Origin of the sequence: Ensifer sp. ENS03 (genome assembly GCF_014852035.1) — a bacterium.
Lineage (GTDB): Bacteria > Pseudomonadota > Alphaproteobacteria > Rhizobiales > Rhizobiaceae > Ensifer > Ensifer adhaerens.
Window position 1 is genome coordinate 13,162 of record NZ_JACVAV010000017.1, and the last position, 20,616, is coordinate 33,777.

Genomic DNA, 20,616 nt, shown 5'->3' on the forward strand with positions numbered 1-20,616 from the left:
CTTACTTGGAAAAGGCCCGGCGGGCGATGCTTGCAGCAAAGAGTGGTGTCTCACGACTATTGTGGTCGCCGCCTGCGGCCTGACGGGCTGCTTGTCGTTTGGCACTTGAAAGGGGTCTTCCTCAATTTCTGTGGTTAACAGAGTGTTAGCGCCGCAACCGCTATCTGCGGGGATGCGAGCGCAATTGAAATGGTCACCCGGCCCAGGGGTCAAAGTTCTGGGTATTACCCTTCAAGACGAAGAAAACTGGGTTGTTTCTGCCGCTGCGAAACCTGTCGGTATCTGCCCGGATTGTGGAACGCAAAGCCGGCATCGACACGGCTGGCATAACCGCCGCCTCCAGGACTTGCCTGTTCAAGGGCAAGTTGTGAAAATCGAGCTTGCACTGAACCGGTGGCAGTGTCGACACCGGAAATGCGGGCGACGAACCTTCACCGACAGGGTGCCTGAGATTGCTTCACCCTACATGCGACGCACTGAGCGGATGGCTGAAATTGTGGACTTGGTTGGCCACAGGATGGGCGGTCGTCCGGGAGAGCACTTGATGCATCGGCTCGGCATGCCGGTCAGCGACGACACGATCTTGCGGCAATTGAAGCGCGGTAATCCGGCGTCCACACGAAAAGATACTGTTCGGGTCGTGGGTATTGATGATTGGAGCTGGCGGCATTCCTCGCGGTACGGGACGATTATGGTCGATCTTGAGCGTCATTCGGTCGTCGATATCTTAGAGGACCGCAGCGTCGAGAGCGCAAAATCTTGGTTGCAAGAGCGTCCAACGATCGAGGTCGTGAGCCGAGATCGCTGCGGTTTGTATGCTCAGGCAGCCCGAGAGGGCGCCCCGCAAGCCCTCCAGGTGGCTGACCGTTTTCATCTGGTCCAAAATCTCAGGGAGGCGATCAAGGAACAGATGAGCGTCTACGGTCACGCCAATGTTAGACCCATTCTCTCTGAAGATGCTATCGCCAGCGCCAGGTCACAACAGCGCCGTGCCCGCTTGGCGCACAGGCAATCTCGTCAGGAAATATTCGACACGTTTCAAGCTTTGCGGCAGCAGGGCCTCACCTACAGCGAGATTGCAAGGCGGACCGGAAACGAGCGCCGCAGCATCGCGAATTGGCTTACTTCCAATGCACCTCGAGACAGGAATCGGGCGGCATTGAATCCGACATCGCCACTGTATTTCGAAGCTTTTCTGGCTGAATGCTGGAAAGATGGAAACCGGGTAGGGCGCCATCTGTTTTACGATATCAAGAACCGCGGTTACACGGGCAGCCGCTCCAATCTGGAGCGCCTGTTGAAAGTGTGGCGTGAGGTCGAAAACATTCAACCCGACGGGCCGCCTCCGGAGATGGATGTTTCAGAACCCGTTCGCGATCCTGACACGGGCCATATGATCTCGTCTGTGGTGGCCGCAGCTTTGTGCATAAAGCCGCGCCGCTTGCTGACAGATCGCCAGGCCAGAAAGGTCAATGCATTGAAGCAGGGCTCTCGAGCGTTCGCCATAATGCGTGGCTTGGCCATGCGCTTCAACGGTATCTTGCGCAGCAGGAGCCCGGACGCACTGGATGAATGGATCGACGATGCCATCGACACCGAGCTCACGGCAATCATGCGTTTCGCCAGCGTTTTGCGCCGGGATATTGATGCCGTCAAAAATGCAATCGAACTCCCGTGGAGCAACGGTCAAGCCGAAGGGCAGATCAACCGCCTCAAGATGCTGAAGCGAGCAATGTACGGTCGCGCCGGTCCAGAACTGATGAGGGCGAGAATGCTGCCGCTGAATCACAGAAATTGAGGATGAACCCCCTCTCCGGCATTTCCGGCCGGAGAGCCCTTCGCCCGAATCTCCGTCGCGAGATGATCGAGGTATTCTAGCGCTTCGTGAGTGGCGATCAAAGACGTCATACTCTCGTCCGTGCCGGCTCGTATCAGATCGTTTCTAGCATTCTCCACGGCATCATGGATGAACCGGTTTGGATCATTGCATTGCTCGGCAGCCCACCGCAACAATTCACACAGCAATCTTTCGTTAACGCGCATCGCCGTAACGGCCTGGCTCAACATGAGGTTAATTTTCTGGACCTTCTCATCTTTGATCCTGCGGGCCATCGGAATTCTTCCTGATCTACTTCTACGCACGCCTGCGGCCGTTCCAAAGTCCAACGGCGAGGCGAATACATTTGTTCCGCGCCAGAACGCTGCTTGAGCGACGAAGCTGGCGCCCCCTTCTGCACGTTCATCCTGGCCACTCATGATTGAGGCGAGCTGCAACAATGAAACCGCCTTGTGGGACATGGCGCGAGGCGGAGCCTCGACCCGATGCTGACCGGGCCCAGATGGCCCCGTCCCACTTCCTTCTACCCGGGTCTAAACAAGAACTGCTCGAATTCGTGCGGTAATTCGAACAGAGTTTGATCATGGCAACGCGCCGAACGTCCAGCGGTGTTTGCCTCGCGGTCAATAGTGCCTGCGCTTCCGTTGGCGAAAGCGAGGCAGATCGTTTGTGACTCGAGCGGATGGCCACCCGTCCCCAACTGCTAGCCGCCGGGCATTAGTCGTCTCCCGGCCGGAACGCAAGGGATGTTTGAATGATGGAACCATGATGGCTAAAGTCTGATTTGAACTTCAGCATTTTGGCGCCTCCACAGTATCCGGTGTAAAGCATCGCGGCATCGACAGCGTACGGTTCGAGTTCGACATAGCGATCCGGCTACAGGTCGAGGTCGATCCGCTCCAAAGGCTAGAAAGTGCGTGCTTCCTTAGAACCGCACTGTGAGCCCCAGCATCGGACCCTGCTGAGTGACATCGAACACGAATCCGTCATTGCTGTAATCCACGCCCAATGCGCGGTAGCCGGCAATCGCCGAAATCGTATCGTTGAACCGGTAGCCAATTGCTGCCGCCACGTCCCAATCGAGATTAGCGCCACCAGCACCGACAAGGCCCCAGCCGATTAGGTAGATTTCGGATGTGAGCGAATAGGTGCCGCGGAAGCCGGCCAGACCGTCTATCCAGGTTGCCTGATCGATTCTGGTGCGCCCATCGAGAACGCCGCCGTGGAAGGAAAGCTCGCTTTCGACGGACCATACGCGCATGCCAGCAACCAGGTCTAACCGCGCTGCATCGCTATCGATAACGGAGTATCCCGCGCCGAGCAGCCCGGCGAAGGTTTCCGATGTGAGCTCGACGTCTGTCGCAAGCACACCTCTTGGCGTGCCCGACTGCCCCGAAATCTTCGTATACATGACATCGGCAAAGATGCTGTACGGACCGTTGCGGGCTTCGCCGATCGCCATCGCACCGAACTCAAGATGGTCGAAGATGTCGCTGAAACTGGCATCGACATCCACCGCCGGCAGCCCGAACTGAGCAACCTCCCCCGACAATCCGGCCGCCCAGAAATAGGGGGCAAAGGAAAAGGTCCATCCGCTTTCGGTGGTCGTCTGCTGAAGCTCGGGCGTCATTGGGGAATAGATGTCCGTGGCCTTTGCCGTCCCAGCGACGAGGCAAGTTCCGATTGCCGCTAGAGTACGAACGATGCAAATCCTCATGATATCTCCTGTTAGGGCCGCTCTTGCGAGCAACCTTGTTGTAGGTCTTCGTTCAACCCGGCGTGAGACCGCGGCCTGATCAAGTGTCTTTCGGGTGCCGTTTTCTATCGGGCTATGGGTTGCATTTTCCGGATCTCGTCTGATTTTCCTTCCCGCATGCGCTATCGGCCGTGTTCGATCTTGCTCTGCCGGAGGGTCCGACGAGTGTCTCCACATGATGGGCATAGTTTTGCCGGGTATTTTGATCCACGATCGCAGCTGGAGCAGCAACGACCAGGCCGGCAGCGGTACCAACCGTTTGTGCGGCCCCGGCAGTGGCCGCGACGATATGGTCGCCCAGCCCCAGTCTGCTGTCGGTTAAGGTTTGGCCGCCAGACAGACGGTTACCAATCAATTGTACGATTTCGGGCGACTCTGCGAACTTGGTATGGTGCAGATTGTCACCTGCCTTGACCTTGGTGAGATCCACGACGGTGATCCCATCGGCCGCCAGTTCCTCTTTGTAGGGCGACTGCTCCGGATCGATCGCTCCCAACCGGGAGACATTGCCCCAGACGCGCCGAGAAACGGCGAGCGCACGGTCATCGCGGGAAACGAAGAGTGTGAATCGCGGTCGCCGCTTGCCCATGTCGGCAATCTGCGAACCGAAGACGTCGACGTCGACGTCCGGCGCTGCCAACATGACGTTCTTGAACTTTGCCGGCAGCCCGTCGTTGCGGATGGCCATCTGGCGCAAGGATTCCAGCGCCAGCCAATTGCCCATCGAATGTGCCAGGATGGAGACTTCCTTGACCTCGGGATCACGCGCCAGATATTGAAACAAGCGTTCTACGGCGTTGCGCGTATAGTTGGTGCTTTCACGATCGTAACCATAGGCCAACAAACTCCCGCGCGACGGCCAGGTCGCGAGCACCGGCACACTGCGCGCGCCCGAGTCGTGGACGATTTGCGCGAAACGGAAAACTGCGTCCTCGAAATGGTTGTTGAACCCGTGGATGAAGACCAGGACACTGCCGTCCGGGCTCTTGCGCACATGGCTGTTCAACCATTTTTCGGCGACGACGCGGTCAATTTCCTCAGCCTTCAGCGCGGCGAAATCCGTCGCCGGATTCGGTGGAAGCTTGCGCGGCCAGGCGACTTCGCCCGCCTTGCGAACCGTGTCAGGCGGTATCGACACGGTAATGTCGGCGAATGTCGGGCTGAGCGCGCGCTCGCCGCTGAACATCTCGCCCGGTTTTTCCGCCCGGCCTCGGGTCGTCGTGACCAGCATTTCGACTTGAGCGGTCGAGGGATTGGCCGCTACCGGCGCGAGCACCCCTGTCGGACGGCCCGCACATGCAGAGAGCAGCGTCACGCATAAGGCGACTGACGGTAAAAACGGCCAGGATGGTACGCCGCCCTTGGCGTTCCGGAAGAGGCACAGCGTCAATTTAATCGCTCCCGTTAAGCACAGTATGCACGTCGGCAGAAAGAAGAGCGGCGATCGAAACGTCGCCGCGCCAAGGCTCCGAGCGTGCCATCGCTCACTTCAAATTCGATCTTCAAGCTTGCAGTCTAAGTATGCGAGGGAGACTGGAGTGTAGCTGTCTCTGCCCACATCGAAGGCGTCATTCGCCGAAAACGCGAGCGGAGCGGAGCGCGGCACGCGGCCCTTCGCTATCTCTTTGCCATCAACGCGGATAACGACGTCGAGCGGTGCGTCGTGATTGCGGCCGGCCTTGCGTGTTTCGAACTCGATGTTGATCTTTCCGTTCGGCAACGGATCTGACGATTCGAGGCGCGTCCGTTCGATCTCGATCAGATTGTACTCGCAGATGAGCTTGCCGTTCTCGACCCACAAAGCGACACCTCCCGAAAACGCACCCAGAGCGTAGAGCACGCCCTCGGAGTCCGGCCCGTCCGGCAGGGCTAAGCCCCACGCATATTCTGCGCCCTCGAGCCCACCCCTGGCAGCAAACTCCCATTCGGCCTATGTTGGAAGATCCGCTCCACCGCGCGTATGCGAGCGCATCCTGGTCGGAAACATGAACGACTGGATGGTCATCCAGTCCTTTGATGTTGCTTCCGGGGCCGTATGGATGACGCCAGCAGGCGCCATTCACAAAGGACCACCATCGAGTCCAGTCTTGGAGACCAACGGTTCCGTTCGGCTGTTGAAATACCAATGAACCGGCATACAGCATCTCCAGCAAAATACCGGGATAGTCCGCAGGGTCGGGAACGGCATCGGCGAACGTGCGATAATTAGTGGCCGAGACAAACTTGGAAAACTGGGCGTTGGTCACCGGCGTCTCGTCGATGAAGAACCCGTCGACCGTCACGCGATGGGCCGATCCCTCCATCATGCCATCGCGCGGAGAAGTTCCTGGCAATTCGACGTGAGCCGATTGAGAATGCACCGGCGAGTCCCTTCAGTGTGCGTACAAGGAGTTCACGGGCTGACCGCTGCTCCTGTTCATCTCAGTCGTACCTACAATGAAACCAGGCGACGAACTTATCATTTGACGCCACGTCCGGTCTCAGCAACCTTGTTTCACTAGTGATAAATACCACTTTTGATTGTTTTTCAAAGCGCGAATATTCGGAGCTTCGGCCGAGCTTGGCGTAAAAGGATAAGACGCGGCTTCGCTTCCGTTGCATCTTCAGAACTAGATGCCGTGATGATGAATGGGGCGCCCCACGGCTTTGGTGGCTTTTCTCGCAATAGCCCGTCGCAACCGCGAACGCTATTGGTTCAAAGGATTACTAACGGCATGCTGTGCCTTGAAAGCCTGCGGCAAAACTTCCGCCCCGATAAAGTGGGCGCCGTCATCTGCGTATCGAGGGAAACCGAATAATGCGTGGGCACCTTATATCTATACCGATCTGCGGATACCACTTGCCAAATATACCGGCGGTCGAATATGTGAGAACTATTCATTTTCCGCCAGTATCGTTTTCAGGAACCATTTCAGATCGCACCGATTCCCGTGATCTCGAGCCATGTCTTGCAAGGCTTGCCCGCGTTCGTTCGAAGCGAGCTCGGCGAGCGAGCGTTGCTGCGTGCCAACCGCGCCGCGGGCTTCGACGTAGAGCTGATCGAGGATCGCAATGTCTACATTCCTCAGCAGTCCGTGGTGGGCTTCGTCGAAGCCATGGCGAGAGCAGTGGGCGACGCGAATCTCGGTCTCCTGCTCGTGCCCAATATGGACGTTTCCGCGTATGGCAGCTTCGGGCGTTTTATCACTGAAGCGGACACGCTCGGCGAAGCGATCAAACGAAGTATCGTGGCACTGCAGTATCACAGTACTTTTGACAATTTGACGGTCACCACAACGAAGGAGGAACTACGCTTTGGTTACAAATTCGCTCTGGCCGGGTCTCGGGGTTATGAGTCGGTCGCATGTGCTGCTGCTGGCGAACTGCTGAGTCTCTTCAAGGCATATCTGCCTGACCATTGGCACCCCCTTCGCATCGAACTTGACATCCCGACCCCGAGCCATACCTCGCTTTTTGAGAACGTGTTTCAATGCCCGGTGATATTCAATGCGCCAGCAGTGGCGGTGGTCGTTGAGCGGCATCGGTTGATGGCTGCGTCGCGACGAACATCTCGGTCGATCTTGACTCTCGAGGACGTGGCTCGCGATCGTCCAGGGGGTGCACCTCGGAGTTTGTTGGAAATCGCCACTGCACAGATTCGGGCACAACTCCTCGCGGGCGATGTGTCGATCGAGGATGCTGCGCGGACAATGGACACGAGCGTTCGGACGCTGCAGCGTGAACTTCGACAGGCAGGCGCCGACTTTCGTAGCCTGACCAGTGCGGTGAGAATGCAACGTGCGACGGAAATGTTGCGTGATGGGAACGTCTCGATCACCAACATTTCGGAGGATCTGGGCTATTCTTCTCCCGCTGGTTTTTCCCGTGCTTTTCGAAAGGCTACCGGATTTGGACCTCGCGAGTTTCGCGTCAAAGAGAACCTGTCCACTGCTGATCCTGACAGCGAATCCGCAGCACGGAGTGGCGGCCTATAGTCGAACCGCGCTAAAGCCAGTTCCTCTTTCTTCTTCACGTGGCTTTTTACGGAATCGAGCCGGCTAGACGGTGTCCGGCGTAACAGTCTTACCTGGACGCTGCCGCACGGCCAGCGTCGCGGCGGCTGTTTCCTTTTCGTCACCGCTAACTTGAACCACCGGCTGTGCAAAGTCGATCCCATTGTCATGGAAAGCCTGCATCAGCATCGCGTAAGCCTTCCGACGGATCACAGTCTGTTCCCCCGGCTTGCAGGTGAAAGCGATACCAAGTTCGATTCCGTATTCACCGATCTGCTCGACGCCTTTGAGCTTGAGCGGCTCGATAAAGAGCGATCCGAGTTGCGGATCGGCCTGCAATTGGGCGCCGATTTCCTTAATCAGCTTGCGGACTTTATCAACATCAGTTTTGAAAGGGACACGGATGCGGAATTTGTCGACAGTCCAATCGCGGCTAGCATTCTTGATCGCGCCAAGCGAACCGAACGGTACGGTGAAGATTGGCCCACGGTGGTGCCGCAGTCGCACGGAACGAAGGCTGAAGGATTCCACGACGCCTGTATAGTTTCCGGCTTCGATGTATTCCCCAACCCGGAAGGCATCGTCCAATAGATAGAAGATACCGCTGACCACATCCTTGACCAAGGTCTGCGAGCCGAATCCAATTGCAACACCGACCACGCCCGCGCCTGCGACCAGCGGGCCGATTTTGACGCCCATCTCCGAAAGAACCGTGAGCCCCGCGACACACAGAAGTGCTGCTGCCAAGGCGTTGCGGAAAACAGGGAGCAAAGTGCGAAGCCGGCTTTCTCGCGCGAGCGCGTTCGACGTCCCTTCATCGCCAACGTCGCTCAGCTTGCTTGTAATGTAGGCTTTTGCCAATTGCCAGACGAGGTCGATAATGAGCAGAATCACGACGCTGTTGAATGCCCCGGCAATGATCGTCCGGATCAGTGTCACTTCACCGGAAACAAAAGGGAAATTGTGGCGCCAAACGAATGCGACCCAGTCGACCGCTGCAATAAGGATAATAGCCCGCGTTCCGCGGACGAGCAGCACCGACTTAGCGTCCGGTAGGCTTGAACGCGAGGGCGAGAATGAAAGGGTTAGACTGTCGGCAATCGACAATGCGCGGGGCACGAGGGCAAGCATCATGCCGAGCCAGAATAAAGCCAGGAAGTCGCCGCACCAAAGCAGCCACAGGACGACTGCACCCGAGATGCCCATGGCGCGAGAGACACGGCCTTGCAAAGATCCGACATTGCTGGAGCGCTCACGCCAGATCATCGCGACTGCTATAACGACAAGCGGAATGGACAATCCAATAGCAAGAGCCGATCGAACGTCAGCTGCAACTGCAAGCCGCTCGCATATGGCCGAGAATGCCATCGTTGCCGCCAGCAGTGCGACGAATATTTGGGTCCGCGAATAGGAGCGGGCCGACACTATGGACGCGGCCAGCGCGATGCGCAAGAGCGCGGTCGCGAGCCTCCAGGCGATCAATGCGACGAGCGAGTAGAGTAGGACCACACGCATGAGTGGCGGCCAAGTGAACAGAAAAAAGAAGATCGCAACGCTCGCCGTGAATATGGAGAGCGTCAGAATCTCCGTGTAGGCCTGCCCCCGGGGGAGGGCCTCTGGCAGTGAACGACGAAAGATCCATTCGGTGCTAACCGCAATCCCTGCGATGATAACGAACATCAGCGCCGCGGGCACCAAACCGCTGCTCCGTGCCTCTTGCCGAATCGCAGACACGACTCGGGAAAGTTCATCGCCGACCCGAGGCACTGCGGCAAGAAGTGCATTGAAACGGGCACGTGAGCGGGCCTCCCATTCCTCGATGAACCACACTGCCTCATTGTCGCGGGGCTCGGAAAGGGCGTCTTGCTTCCGCTCTAGCCAGACCCTTACGTCCTCATCCTCGAGAAGACGCAGCAGTTCGTCTATCTTGGACGGTTGCGCAATTCGGGCCGCAGGCGTTTGCGCCTGTAGGTTCGTAAGCCCACAAAGGCACAGAAACAAACTGAATAGCAAAGGCCGAAGAATGTACATAGAAGCTCGGTCCACTAGATCAGACCCCATTTGTCAAAAATTGGTCTCCAAAAACCAAAGACAGGGCCGAAACTAACGTGGTTTCATTCATCATGGCGCGGTGTATCTCCATCGCACCATGCTTGCACTGATGGACGTCGATAGTTCGTGTTTGCAGCCGCCAAGGACCGGAGCCGTGGCAGCTGCATGCACGCTGACAGAATCAGCTCACCTTCTTCACCGGCGGTATCGTCCAGGAACCATCAATGATGGAGGGATTGCTCTCGTTGGGCCAGTAGAGCCGCATCATGAGGATGAACTTTCCCTTGGGCGCCGGGAGCCAGTTCGATTCTTTGTCGGATCCGGGCGATTCATGTTGGATAAACAGGTCGATCGAGCCATCCGGATTGGCCTTCAGCGGTTGGCGCGCGCTGATCGAATAGCGATTGAGCGGATTGTCGACAAAGAAGTAGCCCGCATCATACATGGTCAAGGACCAGAATCCCGAAACCGGTGGCGTAAGTCCCTTTTTGAACGTGAGAACGTAATTCTCGGACCCGTTATACGCCCGCTTGATTACCCCGTCGCCGGACTTCAGCGAGGTCGGATAGATCGCATCCTGCGGCCGGTTCGCCCCAAGACCGATCGCAGTGATCAAGGCACGCTGGACATAATTGGTGCCGTAGATGCCGGTCTTGGTCGTGAAGCCCCAGCCGTCGATGTCCTGTACGTCGCCGTCGCTGAATTTGAAATGCGTCATGATGCGCGCGAAGCCGAGCTCAGGGACGCGCTTCACAAAAGCGGGATCGAACTTGGCCTTGTCGAAGTCCTGGCCCGGAACGATGCCGAGTTCGGCGAGCTTTGCGACCATAGGTGCATCCGCGTCGGTCGGCGGGTTTCTTTTCAGGAGCTCGGCAAAGAGGGTGAAGTACGCGATGGCGTCCATGCTGTTGACTTGCTCGCGAACGGCAGTCTCCATATCGATGGCCGGATCGACCTTGCCCTTGGGGGCGGTCCACTCCTTGCCCCATGCGCTCAAGGGATAGAGCTTCACTTCATCCTGCAGCTTATGAACTTCTGCGTAGTCCTCCGGCGTCCCCGTGCAATAGATGCGTCCAAGCAGCCAGACGATGCTTGTCGGCGACTTGTATTGGGTCACGCCTTCGGGAAGTGTTCCTTCCCAGCCTGGTCCGGTAACAACGAACGTCTGAGCCTCGGTGCCTGTGGTACGTTTTCCCGGGACGTCGAAGACAGTTGTCCAGCCATCCAGCATCGGAAATAGGGCATACCGGTCTTTCAAATCGGGCAGGCTCACCACCCAAGGCTCGTCCCCCACATCAAAGAAAGCCGTCGTATAGAGGGTATCGGCGTTCGGCGCCGTCACGTCCCGAAACTTGGCGTCTGGATACTGGCGCAGCTTGATCAGATGCCCCATGGGGCCACGGGTTCCCTCGGGCTCCGCGACGTTGGTAATCACGCGCCGGGTCACTTCCATCGTCACGAGGGGGTAGGCGTAAATGTAGGCTTCGACTGCGAGCGCGAACTCATCGAGCCCTTCCGGCAGATCTGCCACCAAACCGTCGGCGGCACCAGCAGGCCTAGCGAGAGAGCCTGCCGCCAGTACTCCAAGACCGGCGGCCGTCAAGTCACGACGCGTAATATCCATTCTGTCCCTCCATCAAAAAATTGAGTTGCGATGTAATGCACTGAGTTCAGTCGATGTAAACGAGGACGTAACGCCCGCCGTACGGTTGGTAGTAGACCCCGCCGCAATGCCACACCGCGGTGCCATTGACACTAGTGCTGACGCAGCCCGTGGGAAGTGCGGCGACATACATCGTGGAGCGGCGGATCACTCGGCGCGTGGTACGGCGGGCAACACCGGCGACACTTCCTGGTGTCAGCGGGCGTCCCACGACCGCCTGCGCCTCGGGTACGATCGAACCGAACGGCGCGGGAACGAGAGTGTCTGCCGCAAGCATCGCTAGGCCGGCGATGGCGACTGAAAGGATCTTTCCGTGCAGCTTGCTCGTCGTCATTGCCCCGTCTCCAGAGAAAGCTCGCCGGTGACATCGGCGTGGACGTGTTCCAGCTTGTTGGCAGCCGCTGGCGGCGTGAATTTAAACTGCGCGGCGTCGATTCCATCCCACTTCCAGTTGCTGAGCCGCAGCGTATACTGCGGCGCCCCGGTCGTCCATTTGGTCGTGATCACATATTTGAGCGGCAAAGGCCCGCTGCCCTTGCTGATCCAGATCTGCCAGTCGACGATATCGGTCCTGAAGGCGAGCTGATCGCACTCCACCCCGTTGACGAATGCCGATCCGACAACGATTCCTTCTGTCACGCCGTCAGTGAGGACGGCATAAGGATCGCCTGATAGAAATTCCGCTCCCGGAGCGTCAAGTCCGGTAGTGGCGCGAAGCTCCTCGGCTGCATCTTCCACACTTTGGCCGGGGCTCTGCAACTGCGCGTAAACGTTCCGTGTTTTGTCATGCAGTGATATCGTATCGCCATCGAATATCACCTCCGCGCTCGCAAGGGGGCCCATGCGCTTCATTCGAAAACCTTGTGCGCGATCGACGGCGATGGAGCCGGAGGCGCTGTACTGGATCTTCTGACCCTGCAGATTGACGACTTCCTGATCCGCGTCGTAGGCGACACTAAGAGTCTGCGTCGATTTGAGATTTTCGCTCATTGCGGCGAGGATCCGCTCGGCCTCCGGCTCGATTCTGTTCTGCGCCGATACCGGCCAAGCCACCACACTACCAGCAACCACTAACATCCCGGTAAATCGGCGCCGCCAAGCCGCGCTAAGTAACCTCAGTCCGCCATTCATTCGCTCACCCTGAAGCCTCGTTGATTTCGCTTGCCGGCCAGGACTCGCAACAGTTCTTGCTCCTGCGAACAACTTGGTTGTGAAGGCCCCCCAGCCCGTGGCATTACTGCTGTATTTGCCGCGTTTCTTCTTACCATTTTACGCCAAGTTGCACTTTCAATGTTACATTCAGCGCACGCTTTCGGAATAAGGTTAAAGGGGTCGGGGCAGCGGACGTTGCAGCGACACGCAAATCTGCGGTTGATTTTGAGGAGTCTGATCGCGTCGCAGTAAGGCGATCCGGCTTGCGTTCAAATGTCAGGAATGCGGGCGAGACCGCAAGCAAAGTCTCGGGCGCCGAATACGTCGGTATTGGCATGACTGCGCAAATCATTGACTTGGCGTGTGACAAGTTGGGTCCATCGGTGCCCTCACATGCATTTCCGATTGGAGAGCCCTCCGCCCATATCTCCGTAGCGAGGTGATCGAGGTATTGGAGTGCTTCGTGAGTGCAAAGACGTCATACTGTCATCCACACCAGCGGCAGGGGACTTCACCCCTCAAGCGCCCGTCATCCGGCTTCCTCCGCTCCGCGTTCGTTGCGAGCAAGCAAGTGCCCGCAGGAAAAGCGATGACCGACAGCAACCGACGCCTGGGAACCGCCCGAATGGTTTCGGTGACGTCAACCATTACTCGGGTCGGCTGCTGATTGGTCAGCCGTCCGTGGAGAACCATTTGCTGCTTGGCGAGTTGGATCCTAGCGAAACCCAAAGAGTGGCAGCATCGGGATTGGTAAGAGAATGCGGTGCTCCTTTTCCAAATCGCCGGGGAACGCGCAACAGATGAGGAGGTCTCTGTGTCAATTTTCGTTCTAATCAGTGCCGCTTGCATCGTGCTCGGCGTACTTCTCCTTTGCTGGGAGGCACTTGCGGGGCGCCCATTGAGCCGTCCGCGTACTTCCGACGATGGCGCACCTCCGACACTTGAGCCAAAAGGACAAGGCCTTGGCTTCCTCGGTCCAACGAGAAATTGGGCGGGGCTCAGCCTGATTGCGGCAGGCATGATCATATTCCTCTTGGTTCCTTGATGAACGATCGACCTGGCCGCGTGCGGCCCGAAAGGGGGCAGTACCGCGGACGGCGAGATCGCTCGATAGTGAAGGCTTGACCCATCGAGGTTTTATCGCCGCGCGCTGATCCGTATCGCCCCAAATCGAGGACTGGCCGGTGGTCGATCGTTTGATTCTGCAAGCCGGCGTCACCGGACGGGTTTGAGTCCGAGAGCCGATCTTGGACACAGATAACATGAAATGTTTGCCATTTTTGCAGCGGCGCTGAGGAGTAAATGACGAATGGCGCAGTGTCGCTGCTATAAAGCACCGAGACCGCGGAACATTTCCTTTCGGCTGTGTTTGGACGCATACACCAGCCGAGTGGACGGTGGTGCGCGAACCGAGGAGAACGAAAATGCCAAACCAAGGCGGCCAAGGCGGCAGCAGCGAGCAAAATCGAAAAGCTGGCGAGCAAGGTAGCAAGAACGAAAACAAGCGTGCATCCAGCAGCCGAGAAAGCGGAAGCGGGAAGAGCTCCGGGTCCGGGGGCAAGAAAAGCGGATCCAGTGGCGCCTCCAGCGCGAGCCGTAGCAGCGATCGAAAGAGTTGAGGTCTTTAAGATGGCAAGCGGACAAGGACGCGAACGACCTGATGATCCCGTGGGCAATGGTAATGGTGTTCGACACAGCGATGAGCAGGATCCACGAAAGCCCCTCCCCGGATCTGATGAAGAAAACGCAGATGAGGAATTGGACGACGACGAAGAAGATGAAATCTCCCCACGGGAGCCGGAGCCCGATGAGGAAGATCCCGATCTGCCGGCTCGCGAGTAGAACCCGCTGGGTTTTCTGACGTGAAAAAGGACCGCCCGCCAAAGCCGCGGGCGGTTCTTTTTTGCCTAGCCTACCCTGAGAGAACTTCGGAGCTGGGAAAGATTGGGGCCCGCAGCAATCCATGACCAGAAACTCGCACTTGGAAACGGCGGTCGAAAAAGTACGAGGTGTGCGATGAGATGCTGCGTTTAGCTACTACTGACCGATTAACAGGCTCGCGGCCCTTCTGGCTGGTTGGTAGGCGTGCGGGTGCAAGGGTGGTTGCTCTTCGCGATCGATGGTTTATGGACGACTGCGGAGACGGCTTTATCGACACGGATGGATTATGCCCCACCGGCGCCGACATGCGCGGGAGTGATCGACTTTCACTGACTGTTTCACGAACGATCTGGCGGTTCGCTGTCGAAGCCCACGTCCCATTCTTTTTTCCCGGGCATCCTGAGAGCCGGTGATGACGGTCGGTTCGCGCTGGCAACCCCGTAGGCCTCGCGGTCCGCCTGGGATGGGCGAACCCCGCCTGGGACGCGGCGAACGCTTCGGTCTCGCGTTTATTCTCCACCGCGGCGTTCCTTCGCTTTCAAGGCGTGGGAGGGGCGGTTGCGCTCGGGGTCATTGTTTGTCTCGCCCACGGCGTCACATGCCGTGTCGGGGTCGTCTTTGGCTGGTAGATAGCCACGCGGCCTAGACTCTTTGGGGCCCTCCCAGCGGGGGGATTGGTCGGTCGTACCGGGCGCGCCGTCCCGAGGTTTGTTCATACCCATAGTCACGTCTCCTTTCCGGTATTAACTGCTCCGTCTTCTCAATGTTCCGTTTGCTAGGGCAATCCTCCCGTCTTGGGTGAGGCGGGGCAACAGGTTTTGACTCTCGAGACACGAAGCGCAGAAAAATCGAGAGGATCACCGGAGCAGCCCTGGACAGGAATTCTAGATTTCAATTCTGGAACCGAACCAGTATTTGGGACTGCCCGCATGTTGTCAGACCGTCGTCGCGGGACTGCCGTGGCTCCGCGCAAAGCTCCGGAGAAAAAGGAGGAAGAGGTGTAACGCCTTGGCGGATAGGCCGCCAAGGCGCACGGGCAACGGCACTTCAGGCTCATAAGCATGCTTTGCAGAATCCCCGCTTGTCGCTATGAGGCACAGACGGATAAGACCGTCGCTTCTATTTCGAACATTGCCGGCGGGTGGCAGAGGCCGTCCAGGGTAACGAGGCCCAAGTCGTGCCCTACCTGCATGATGTTGTCGAAAGGGGAGGGGATGGACTCTCGACCGTCTACCGGAGGAGGGATTCCCCGAGATCCTGGCGGCCGTCAATGCGATGTTACGCCGCGACCACGAGGCCTAGGGAGGATGCCGTTCGCCGGGCGGCGGCGAACGCCTTGTTTCGGCGTGTCAAACAGGCCGATCACGAGGGCAACCTCGCGCAGGTCGAGACGCTGGGGAGAATGGCGCGAAGTACGCAGAGAGCCTTGTGCTGCTGAATACGCTACGAAAATCACGAATAGCGAGGTGCTCCACGGAACCGACGGCCGGCCCCAAAAGTTTGTCACTCCATCGGAACCACTGCTAAACGGGAGGAATCCAATGAGCAGTTCGACGACCACCGACCATGACGTAATCCGTAAATGGGTTGAACAGCGTAAGGGCCGGCCCGCTGCGGTTCGCACGAAGGGCAAGGGTGGCATTCTTCGGATCGACTTTGGCGAGAAGGACGAGGACCTTGAAGAGATCAACTGGGATGAGTTCTTCGAGATTTTCGAGAGCAGCCGGCTTGCCTTTCTTCATCAGGAGAAGACGGAAGGCGGCAAGACTAGCCGCTTCAACAAGTTCGTCGAGCGTGAGTAGACGGACTAGATGGCTCGCCCCGGGTCTGATGAGAGGAATTCCTGGGTGAGGATTCCATCTGCGCGGAGAAGCGATTGCCAAGCGACGCATCGTGCGTTTTGTCTGCCCCCGCTGGATACCGCCTCTTTTACGCGGGGATAGCGATGTGCGAGGTAAATGGCGACGAAAACGGGTGGCGTTGTTGCAAATGAAGGAAACCTCTGGACCAGTCTGATATGGTCGCCATTGCCTGCCGACGGGGCGTCGCGAGCATGACGCTCGTTGACCGGGAAGTCGGCGCGTTCTACTCGAATTGTCACCGTGCTTACGTCGGGGACTGGGAGCGGCCCGTCCGCGACCAGCAGGAAAGTTCCACAGACGGCACTCCTATCGAAGGAGACCGTCGCTCCCGAATTCGTCCCATCCGCTCAAGCCGGTCGCGGCTTCGTCGGCTCGCTCGCTTGGTTTGACTTTTTCCTTTTTCCTCAGCGACCGCGTCAACTTCGCCTGATACGCGGCCCGCCTGCGATTTTCCGCTTTCGCCGCTATATCTTCTTCTCGCCACTCATCCACGGCGCCACGGTCGAGTAGATCTTCGACGACACGAGGATCGAATATGTGAAAGGTGATCTTCCTTGCGCGTCCTTGTAGCCTCACCGTTCGCGTCCCGGCGCTGGGCAGACGACCGTCTGCGAGCCAGCGCTTCCGCTCTGATGCCGTGATCGTCAGAATATCCTCGATCTCTCGAGGAATGATCGGAAGGTTGGCGATGCCGTCCAACGCGCTGGAGACGGCCGATGCCGTAGCTCTGAAGGCTGTCTTCGAAGTCTCTGGCATGACGAGGATCAGCCCGCCTGGCTGCATATCCAGCGACTTCCGGATCGTGGATGGTAGCCGGGACCGGATTTCCTGCAGAATACCCTTAAGCCTGACACCAGATCCGAGGGTCGCCACCACGGGAAGCGGCCACTCCCTGATCAGTTCGGGATCGTCACTTTCCTTGCTCTTTGTCTTCGTCTTGGGCATTCCGCAGGAGATGGTGTTGAAGGGGCCGCGCGTCAACGGAGCTTGGGATGATTTGCCACGTTCCCTCCTCATATCTGTGTCGATGCCGAGTTGGTTTCCGGTCATGGGACCGCAAAACCCCGTTTAGAACTGAGGAGATGCCCAGGTTCCGGCGGACCGCCGGAACCGACGCCTACCTCGGTCGATCGGCCGTTACATAAAGCTGGGTGCGAGCCGAGGCGGCACCAGCGCTGACATTGACGCCAATCAGCAGCATGGTATCGCCTTCCGGGCTGTACTGCTCAAACCAGTGCCGAGCGAGCTCCCGGATCGTTTCAAGCCGGACACCTTGCGATTATCGTTTACGGTCTCCTTTTCCGGCCAACGCGCCGCTGCGCCTCAGCTTCGAAATTTCAGCGTCTGGACTTTTACTTGGAACGGGCGAGTTTCATGCGTCAGGACTTTTACCTTTCGCTCACAGAGGGCCAGCCAAACTGACTCGGCACACGCCCGCGATGATACGCGGCACATCTCAGCGAGCCGGGCACGGTTCACCGTCCAGCGGCCGGTGAGGAACATGAAAGCGGCGATTGAGCCGATAACAATCCGGAGCGCAGCGATAGGCAGGCATAGGGATTCCAGGAATGGCGCAAGATCAAAAGCGCCCGCGCGACTGGTTCGTGATCGTCGAAAACGATTATGTCCTTCAGCTCTGATGAGCCGGCGTGGGCTAAGCGGCGCGCGCTGTTATCATAGCGCGCAGTGCTGGCTGTTGAGGAGGCCAGCATCACTGGAACCAATTCGGTGGCACTCGAGTTAGTCGACGGATGCGAACCGTACTACAGCCCTCCTAAGTTTGAAAGTCTTGCCATGCGCTACGAAGACACCAAAGAGCAATACAGTAAGGTAGTGCGTGGCTGGAATGCGCGTTACGACCTGAATGAGTTTATCGCGCAGCATGGGCTGCAACCACTGGCCGCGCGCGAACTCTTTGCAAAATTCGGACCGTACAAAGTGGATCTGGATCGCAAAGTCGCAGAGCTACGGAAGGCAGGGCACAAGAATCGCTGATCCGTCAGCGGAGCATTCTTGCCGAGACAATGGCCAGACGACGCTTCGTGAACTCATCGGCCGCACCTGTCTGTGAATCAATCTAACCGATCCCGAAAAAGGCTAGAATTGCGATCACAATAACGACGAGGCCGACGAGATAGATAATCTGGTTCATGTCACCTTCCTTTCCCCGAATCAACGGCTGCCAAGCCAATAGGTTCCTCGGGCCACGTTCGGGAATGGTTTGCGCAGTTGAGATGCGTCTTATGGCAAAGCGATCACACCCGGTATTGATGATTGCGAGCCAGGTTTCATCGATCCCCGCGGGCTGGAAAGACCGAGCGCGGTCATCGCCCGGCTGTGTCCAAGTCTGCGGTCCCAACTCCTTGTCAGGCGCTCCTTTCCCGTGCATCCATCTCACCGGTTGCGTCTCTTCCACTCGCGATATGGCGCGAGCAACTGACCCGGAAATCGCTTTTCAATTTCTTCTTCGGTTATTACAATGCGCGCCAACACCTCGTCGCGTTCCGCGCCTTCGACACGTTCACTCGCAGCCTCCAGATCAGTCATGACCGAAAAGACTTCGTCCTTTGTCATCGCCTCAAGTCGGTAGGCGAAATCTGCGACGGGAATGTTGTTGAAGTTCGCCATGGTTCACCTCCAGCCTTCCCAGCCCTAAAGCTAAATTCGCCTCGAAAGTTCCCGGAGGCCTACCGCAAGGGCCGTCCTGACAAAATATCGATGTGGATTTCCTTAGTGGCTGGACCTCCCTTTCAGCAAAGCCAAGCACGACGTGTCCCGATCAGACCTCGGGCCGATGCGATACTGTCAAAGTCGCACGACGTGTGCGACCTTCGTCTGAATTCCCATGCATGCCAGTCCGACGGGGGCCCAAATGGATTGAGTCTCAACTTAAGGTTGGTACTTCTAGGATAGAAGCTGCGATAAAGCGCTCCGGGCCATCTCGATCGTTGAAGTAGTATACAACAATAATCTTGCCGTCCTGTCTAACCAAGGCGCATGGATAACCTAGGTCCGCATCGTCACCATCATCGCGGAGAACCGCCGGTTCGGACCATGTTCCGCCCCTATCGCGGCTGACGACAGCGCTTAGTCCGAAGGGTGGATCTCGAAAACCGTAGAGCAGCACCAATCTTTCGTCGGGCAGAGCGACAAGCGCAGGCGGATTGCCCATGATTCCCGTATTCCGGACAGGCGTACCGACACAGGACCAAGTCCGCCCCAGATCCGCTGACCGATATGCCTCCAGCCAGAACCGATCATGGGCCCTACGACGAACGACTGTGTAAATCGTGCCGTCTGCGAGGCGCGTGGACGACGGCATGATGGCGTACCCCGTCTGTTCATCCCAGACGAATCCTTCCGAGGAAAAACTCAATCCTCCGTCCTGCGTGCGGGCGCAAAGGATACGACCTTCTGTCCCATCGGCTTTCGGCGCGGTGAGCATAAACAAAGCGTCGTGTCGGCCCAGCGTTATGATGTCGGTACGCGCAGAGAGCGCCTCTTCGTGAGACTTCAACCCTTCGAACCTAAAAGGCCCATTCCACGAGCGAGCACGGTCCTTGCTGACGTAAAACCAGCTCACTGATCGCCCCGATATCCCGGTGCGGGCTGCCATGACGACTTGCTCGCCATCGGCAAAGTCGATCGGGGTGGGGAGAGTAATGAGATCAAACGCCGGGTCCACATTGGGTCCTGCTTCCAAGTCCTTCGTTAAATGTTCGTCCGCCGAAAGACTGCGCGCACCCGGTACGCTCCCACAGAATGGTTCTGCCTGCCAAGTCAGGCCGCCATCGAGGCTTCTCGCCTGAACCGGAGTGAACGCGTGATGCTGATCTTCGAGATGAAGGTTTTCGCTTTCCCTTCCTAGACGGCCTGTGGCGAAGACGCAGACAATTTCGTCTCCCCACGCCCACACGCCGTAATTCGCGGGCCATCCCGCGAATGCGCCGAGTCTCCGATATACGATGGTATGAATCGCTTCAAACCTTGCGGTCATCTCTTCTATTCCCGCGCTCGCAGCCTCCAAGCTTCCGCAAAAGGATGAATGCTGAAAGGCAAAAGCAAATCGCATTGGCGATAATTATCGGCCACTCTCCTTTGAGGACACCAAAGACAGTCCACAGCGCAAAACCGGTAACGGTGAGAACGTACATCCGGGCAGAGAGCGCCGAGGTATCGCCTGTTTTTACGACCTTCCATACCTGCGGAACGAAGCTACCCACTGAGCAAATTGAGGCGAGATAGCCGATGAGCAGCGTTGCTTCCAAGTGTTCTCCATAAACGTGCGACCAGGATTCTAGCCGGGCACCGCCGCAGCCGCTGTGACTGTGAGCAGACCGAACAGAGAGCCTTGCGAAATGTTCCTCGCATAGGACCGGCCTTGGTCGCGGTGAGCTAGCGAAAGGCTGGCAATACTTCGC

General features: G+C 57.8%; 17 protein-coding genes and 2 pseudogenes. 5 read left to right on the plus strand and 14 right to left on the minus strand.

Annotated features, from left to right (window positions below; genetic code table 11):
* The first annotated feature begins 172 nt into the window (after window positions 1-172).
* Window positions 173-1,798: an ISL3 family transposase gene (locus IB263_RS32595; RefSeq protein WP_089046219.1), complete on the plus strand. Its 1,626-nt coding sequence runs from the start codon at window positions 173-175 to the stop codon at window positions 1,796-1,798.
* Here the strand turns inward: IB263_RS32595 and IB263_RS32600 are convergent.
* The 5 genes and pseudogenes from IB263_RS32600 to IB263_RS32620 form a co-directional block, all read right to left on the minus strand.
* Window positions 1,786-2,277 carry a hypothetical protein gene (locus IB263_RS32600; RefSeq protein ID WP_210338368.1) on the minus strand — a complete coding sequence of 164 codons (492 nt, stop codon included), beginning with the start codon at window positions 2,275-2,277 and terminating at the stop codon, window positions 1,786-1,788. The genes IB263_RS32595 and IB263_RS32600 overlap by 13 nt on opposite strands.
* 485 nt (window positions 2,278-2,762) lie before the next feature.
* Window positions 2,763-3,554, minus strand: coding sequence for a hypothetical protein (locus tag IB263_RS32605; RefSeq protein WP_060520151.1), 792 nt, complete (start codon window positions 3,552-3,554; stop codon window positions 2,763-2,765).
* 112 nt (window positions 3,555-3,666) lie between these two features.
* Window positions 3,667-4,983 (minus strand): alpha/beta hydrolase, encoded by a 1,317-nt coding sequence (locus IB263_RS32610; RefSeq protein WP_371814291.1) that lies wholly within the window; start codon window positions 4,981-4,983, stop codon window positions 3,667-3,669.
* Between the two features lie 99 nt (window positions 4,984-5,082).
* Window positions 5,083-5,448 (minus strand): annotated as a pseudogene (locus IB263_RS32615) (arylsulfatase); the annotation flags it as partial.
* A pseudogene (locus IB263_RS32620) lies at window positions 5,449-5,899 on the minus strand (SUMF1/EgtB/PvdO family nonheme iron enzyme); the annotation flags it as partial.
* Between the two features lie 690 nt (window positions 5,900-6,589).
* Between IB263_RS32620 and IB263_RS32625 the strand changes: the two are divergent.
* A complete protein-coding gene (locus tag IB263_RS32625; RefSeq protein WP_244496894.1) occupies window positions 6,590-7,567 on the plus strand; it encodes an AraC family transcriptional regulator in 978 nt (325 codons plus the stop codon).
* A gap of 63 nt (window positions 7,568-7,630) precedes the next feature.
* Here IB263_RS32625 and IB263_RS32630 read toward each other — a convergent pair whose 3' ends face one another.
* The 4 genes from IB263_RS32630 to IB263_RS32645 form a co-directional block, all read right to left on the minus strand.
* Window positions 7,631-9,616 carry a mechanosensitive ion channel family protein gene (locus IB263_RS32630; protein ID WP_060520153.1) on the minus strand — a complete coding sequence of 662 codons (1,986 nt, stop codon included), beginning with the start codon at window positions 9,614-9,616 and terminating at the stop codon, window positions 7,631-7,633.
* Window positions 9,617-9,818: 202 nt separating this feature from the next.
* Complete coding sequence (locus IB263_RS32635; RefSeq protein WP_029742861.1) at window positions 9,819-11,261, minus strand: DUF1254 domain-containing protein; 1,443 nt, start codon at window positions 11,259-11,261, stop codon at window positions 9,819-9,821.
* Between the two features lie 46 nt (window positions 11,262-11,307).
* Window positions 11,308-11,577 (minus strand): hypothetical protein, encoded by a 270-nt coding sequence (locus IB263_RS32640; RefSeq protein WP_371814293.1) that lies wholly within the window; start codon window positions 11,575-11,577, stop codon window positions 11,308-11,310.
* Window positions 11,578-11,630: 53 nt separating this feature from the next.
* The gene (locus tag IB263_RS32645; protein WP_082566492.1) at window positions 11,631-12,431 is read right to left on the minus strand and encodes a DUF2092 domain-containing protein; all 801 of its coding nucleotides are present in this window, start codon (window positions 12,429-12,431) and stop codon (window positions 11,631-11,633) included.
* 1,650 nt (window positions 12,432-14,081) lie between these two features.
* Between IB263_RS32645 and IB263_RS32650 the strand changes: the two genes are divergently transcribed.
* Window positions 14,082-14,294, plus strand: a complete 213-nt coding sequence (locus IB263_RS32650; RefSeq protein ID WP_134888074.1) for a hypothetical protein — start codon at window positions 14,082-14,084, stop codon at window positions 14,292-14,294.
* Window positions 14,295-14,842: 548 nt separating this feature from the next.
* Here the strand turns inward: IB263_RS32650 and IB263_RS34395 are convergent.
* A complete protein-coding gene (locus tag IB263_RS34395) occupies window positions 14,843-15,055 on the minus strand; it encodes a hypothetical protein (RefSeq protein WP_246811152.1) in 213 nt (70 codons plus the stop codon).
* A gap of 819 nt (window positions 15,056-15,874) precedes the next feature.
* On the opposite strand from IB263_RS34395, the gene IB263_RS32655 reads away from it, so the two are divergent.
* Window positions 15,875-16,135 carry a hypothetical protein gene (locus IB263_RS32655; protein ID WP_034796848.1) on the plus strand — a complete coding sequence of 87 codons (261 nt, stop codon included), beginning with the start codon at window positions 15,875-15,877 and terminating at the stop codon, window positions 16,133-16,135.
* 366 nt (window positions 16,136-16,501) lie between these two features.
* Here IB263_RS32655 and IB263_RS32660 read toward each other — a convergent pair whose 3' ends face one another.
* Window positions 16,502-17,140: a hypothetical protein gene (locus IB263_RS32660; RefSeq protein ID WP_060520155.1), complete on the minus strand. Its 639-nt coding sequence runs from the start codon at window positions 17,138-17,140 to the stop codon at window positions 16,502-16,504.
* A gap of 849 nt (window positions 17,141-17,989) precedes the next feature.
* Here IB263_RS32660 and IB263_RS32665 point away from each other — a divergent pair.
* Window positions 17,990-18,190 carry a hypothetical protein gene (locus IB263_RS32665; protein ID WP_029742820.1) on the plus strand — a complete coding sequence of 67 codons (201 nt, stop codon included), beginning with the start codon at window positions 17,990-17,992 and terminating at the stop codon, window positions 18,188-18,190.
* A gap of 399 nt (window positions 18,191-18,589) precedes the next feature.
* Here IB263_RS32665 and IB263_RS32670 read toward each other — a convergent pair whose 3' ends face one another.
* From IB263_RS32670 to IB263_RS32680, 3 genes are all read right to left on the minus strand, one after another.
* On the minus strand, window positions 18,590-18,823 hold the full coding sequence (locus IB263_RS32670) for a hypothetical protein (RefSeq protein ID WP_029742822.1): 234 nt from the start codon (window positions 18,821-18,823) through the stop codon (window positions 18,590-18,592).
* Window positions 18,824-19,079: 256 nt separating this feature from the next.
* Window positions 19,080-20,192, minus strand: coding sequence for an exo-alpha-sialidase (locus IB263_RS32675; protein ID WP_089046318.1), 1,113 nt, complete (start codon window positions 20,190-20,192; stop codon window positions 19,080-19,082).
* On the minus strand, window positions 20,176-20,463 hold the full coding sequence (locus IB263_RS32680) for a SemiSWEET family sugar transporter (RefSeq protein WP_049811000.1): 288 nt from the start codon (window positions 20,461-20,463) through the stop codon (window positions 20,176-20,178). The genes IB263_RS32675 and IB263_RS32680 overlap by 17 nt, the downstream gene beginning before the upstream one ends.
* Window positions 20,464-20,616: the final 153 nt, after the last annotated feature.

What these genes read in the sequence shown, in the direction of transcription:
- IB263_RS32595 (WP_089046219.1), top strand. Translation starts at nt 173, where the DNA reads ATGCGAGCGCAATTGAAATGGTCACCCGGCCCAGGGGTCAAAGTTCTG.
- IB263_RS32605 (WP_060520151.1), bottom strand. Translation starts at nt 3,554, where the DNA reads ATGAGGATTTGCATCGTTCGTACTCTAGCGGCAATCGGAACTTGCCTC.
- IB263_RS32630 (WP_060520153.1), bottom strand. Translation starts at nt 9,616, where the DNA reads ATGTACATTCTTCGGCCTTTGCTATTCAGTTTGTTTCTGTGCCTTTGT.
- IB263_RS32635 (WP_029742861.1), bottom strand. Translation starts at nt 11,261, where the DNA reads ATGGATATTACGCGTCGTGACTTGACGGCCGCCGGTCTTGGAGTACTG.
- IB263_RS32640 (WP_371814293.1), bottom strand. Translation starts at nt 11,577, where the DNA reads ATGCTTGCGGCAGACACTCTCGTTCCCGCGCCGTTCGGTTCGATCGTA.
- IB263_RS32645 (WP_082566492.1), bottom strand. Translation starts at nt 12,431, where the DNA reads ATGAATGGCGGACTGAGGTTACTTAGCGCGGCTTGGCGGCGCCGATTT.
- IB263_RS32650 (WP_134888074.1), top strand. Translation starts at nt 14,082, where the DNA reads ATGGCAAGCGGACAAGGACGCGAACGACCTGATGATCCCGTGGGCAAT.
- IB263_RS34395 (WP_246811152.1), bottom strand. Translation starts at nt 15,055, where the DNA reads ATGGGTATGAACAAACCTCGGGACGGCGCGCCCGGTACGACCGACCAA.
- IB263_RS32655 (WP_034796848.1), top strand. Translation starts at nt 15,875, where the DNA reads ATGAGCAGTTCGACGACCACCGACCATGACGTAATCCGTAAATGGGTT.
- IB263_RS32660 (WP_060520155.1), bottom strand. Translation starts at nt 17,140, where the DNA reads ATGCCCAAGACGAAGACAAAGAGCAAGGAAAGTGACGATCCCGAACTG.
- IB263_RS32665 (WP_029742820.1), top strand. Translation starts at nt 17,990, where the DNA reads ATGCGCTACGAAGACACCAAAGAGCAATACAGTAAGGTAGTGCGTGGC.
- IB263_RS32670 (WP_029742822.1), bottom strand. Translation starts at nt 18,823, where the DNA reads ATGGCGAACTTCAACAACATTCCCGTCGCAGATTTCGCCTACCGACTT.
- IB263_RS32675 (WP_089046318.1), bottom strand. Translation starts at nt 20,192, where the DNA reads ATGACCGCAAGGTTTGAAGCGATTCATACCATCGTATATCGGAGACTC.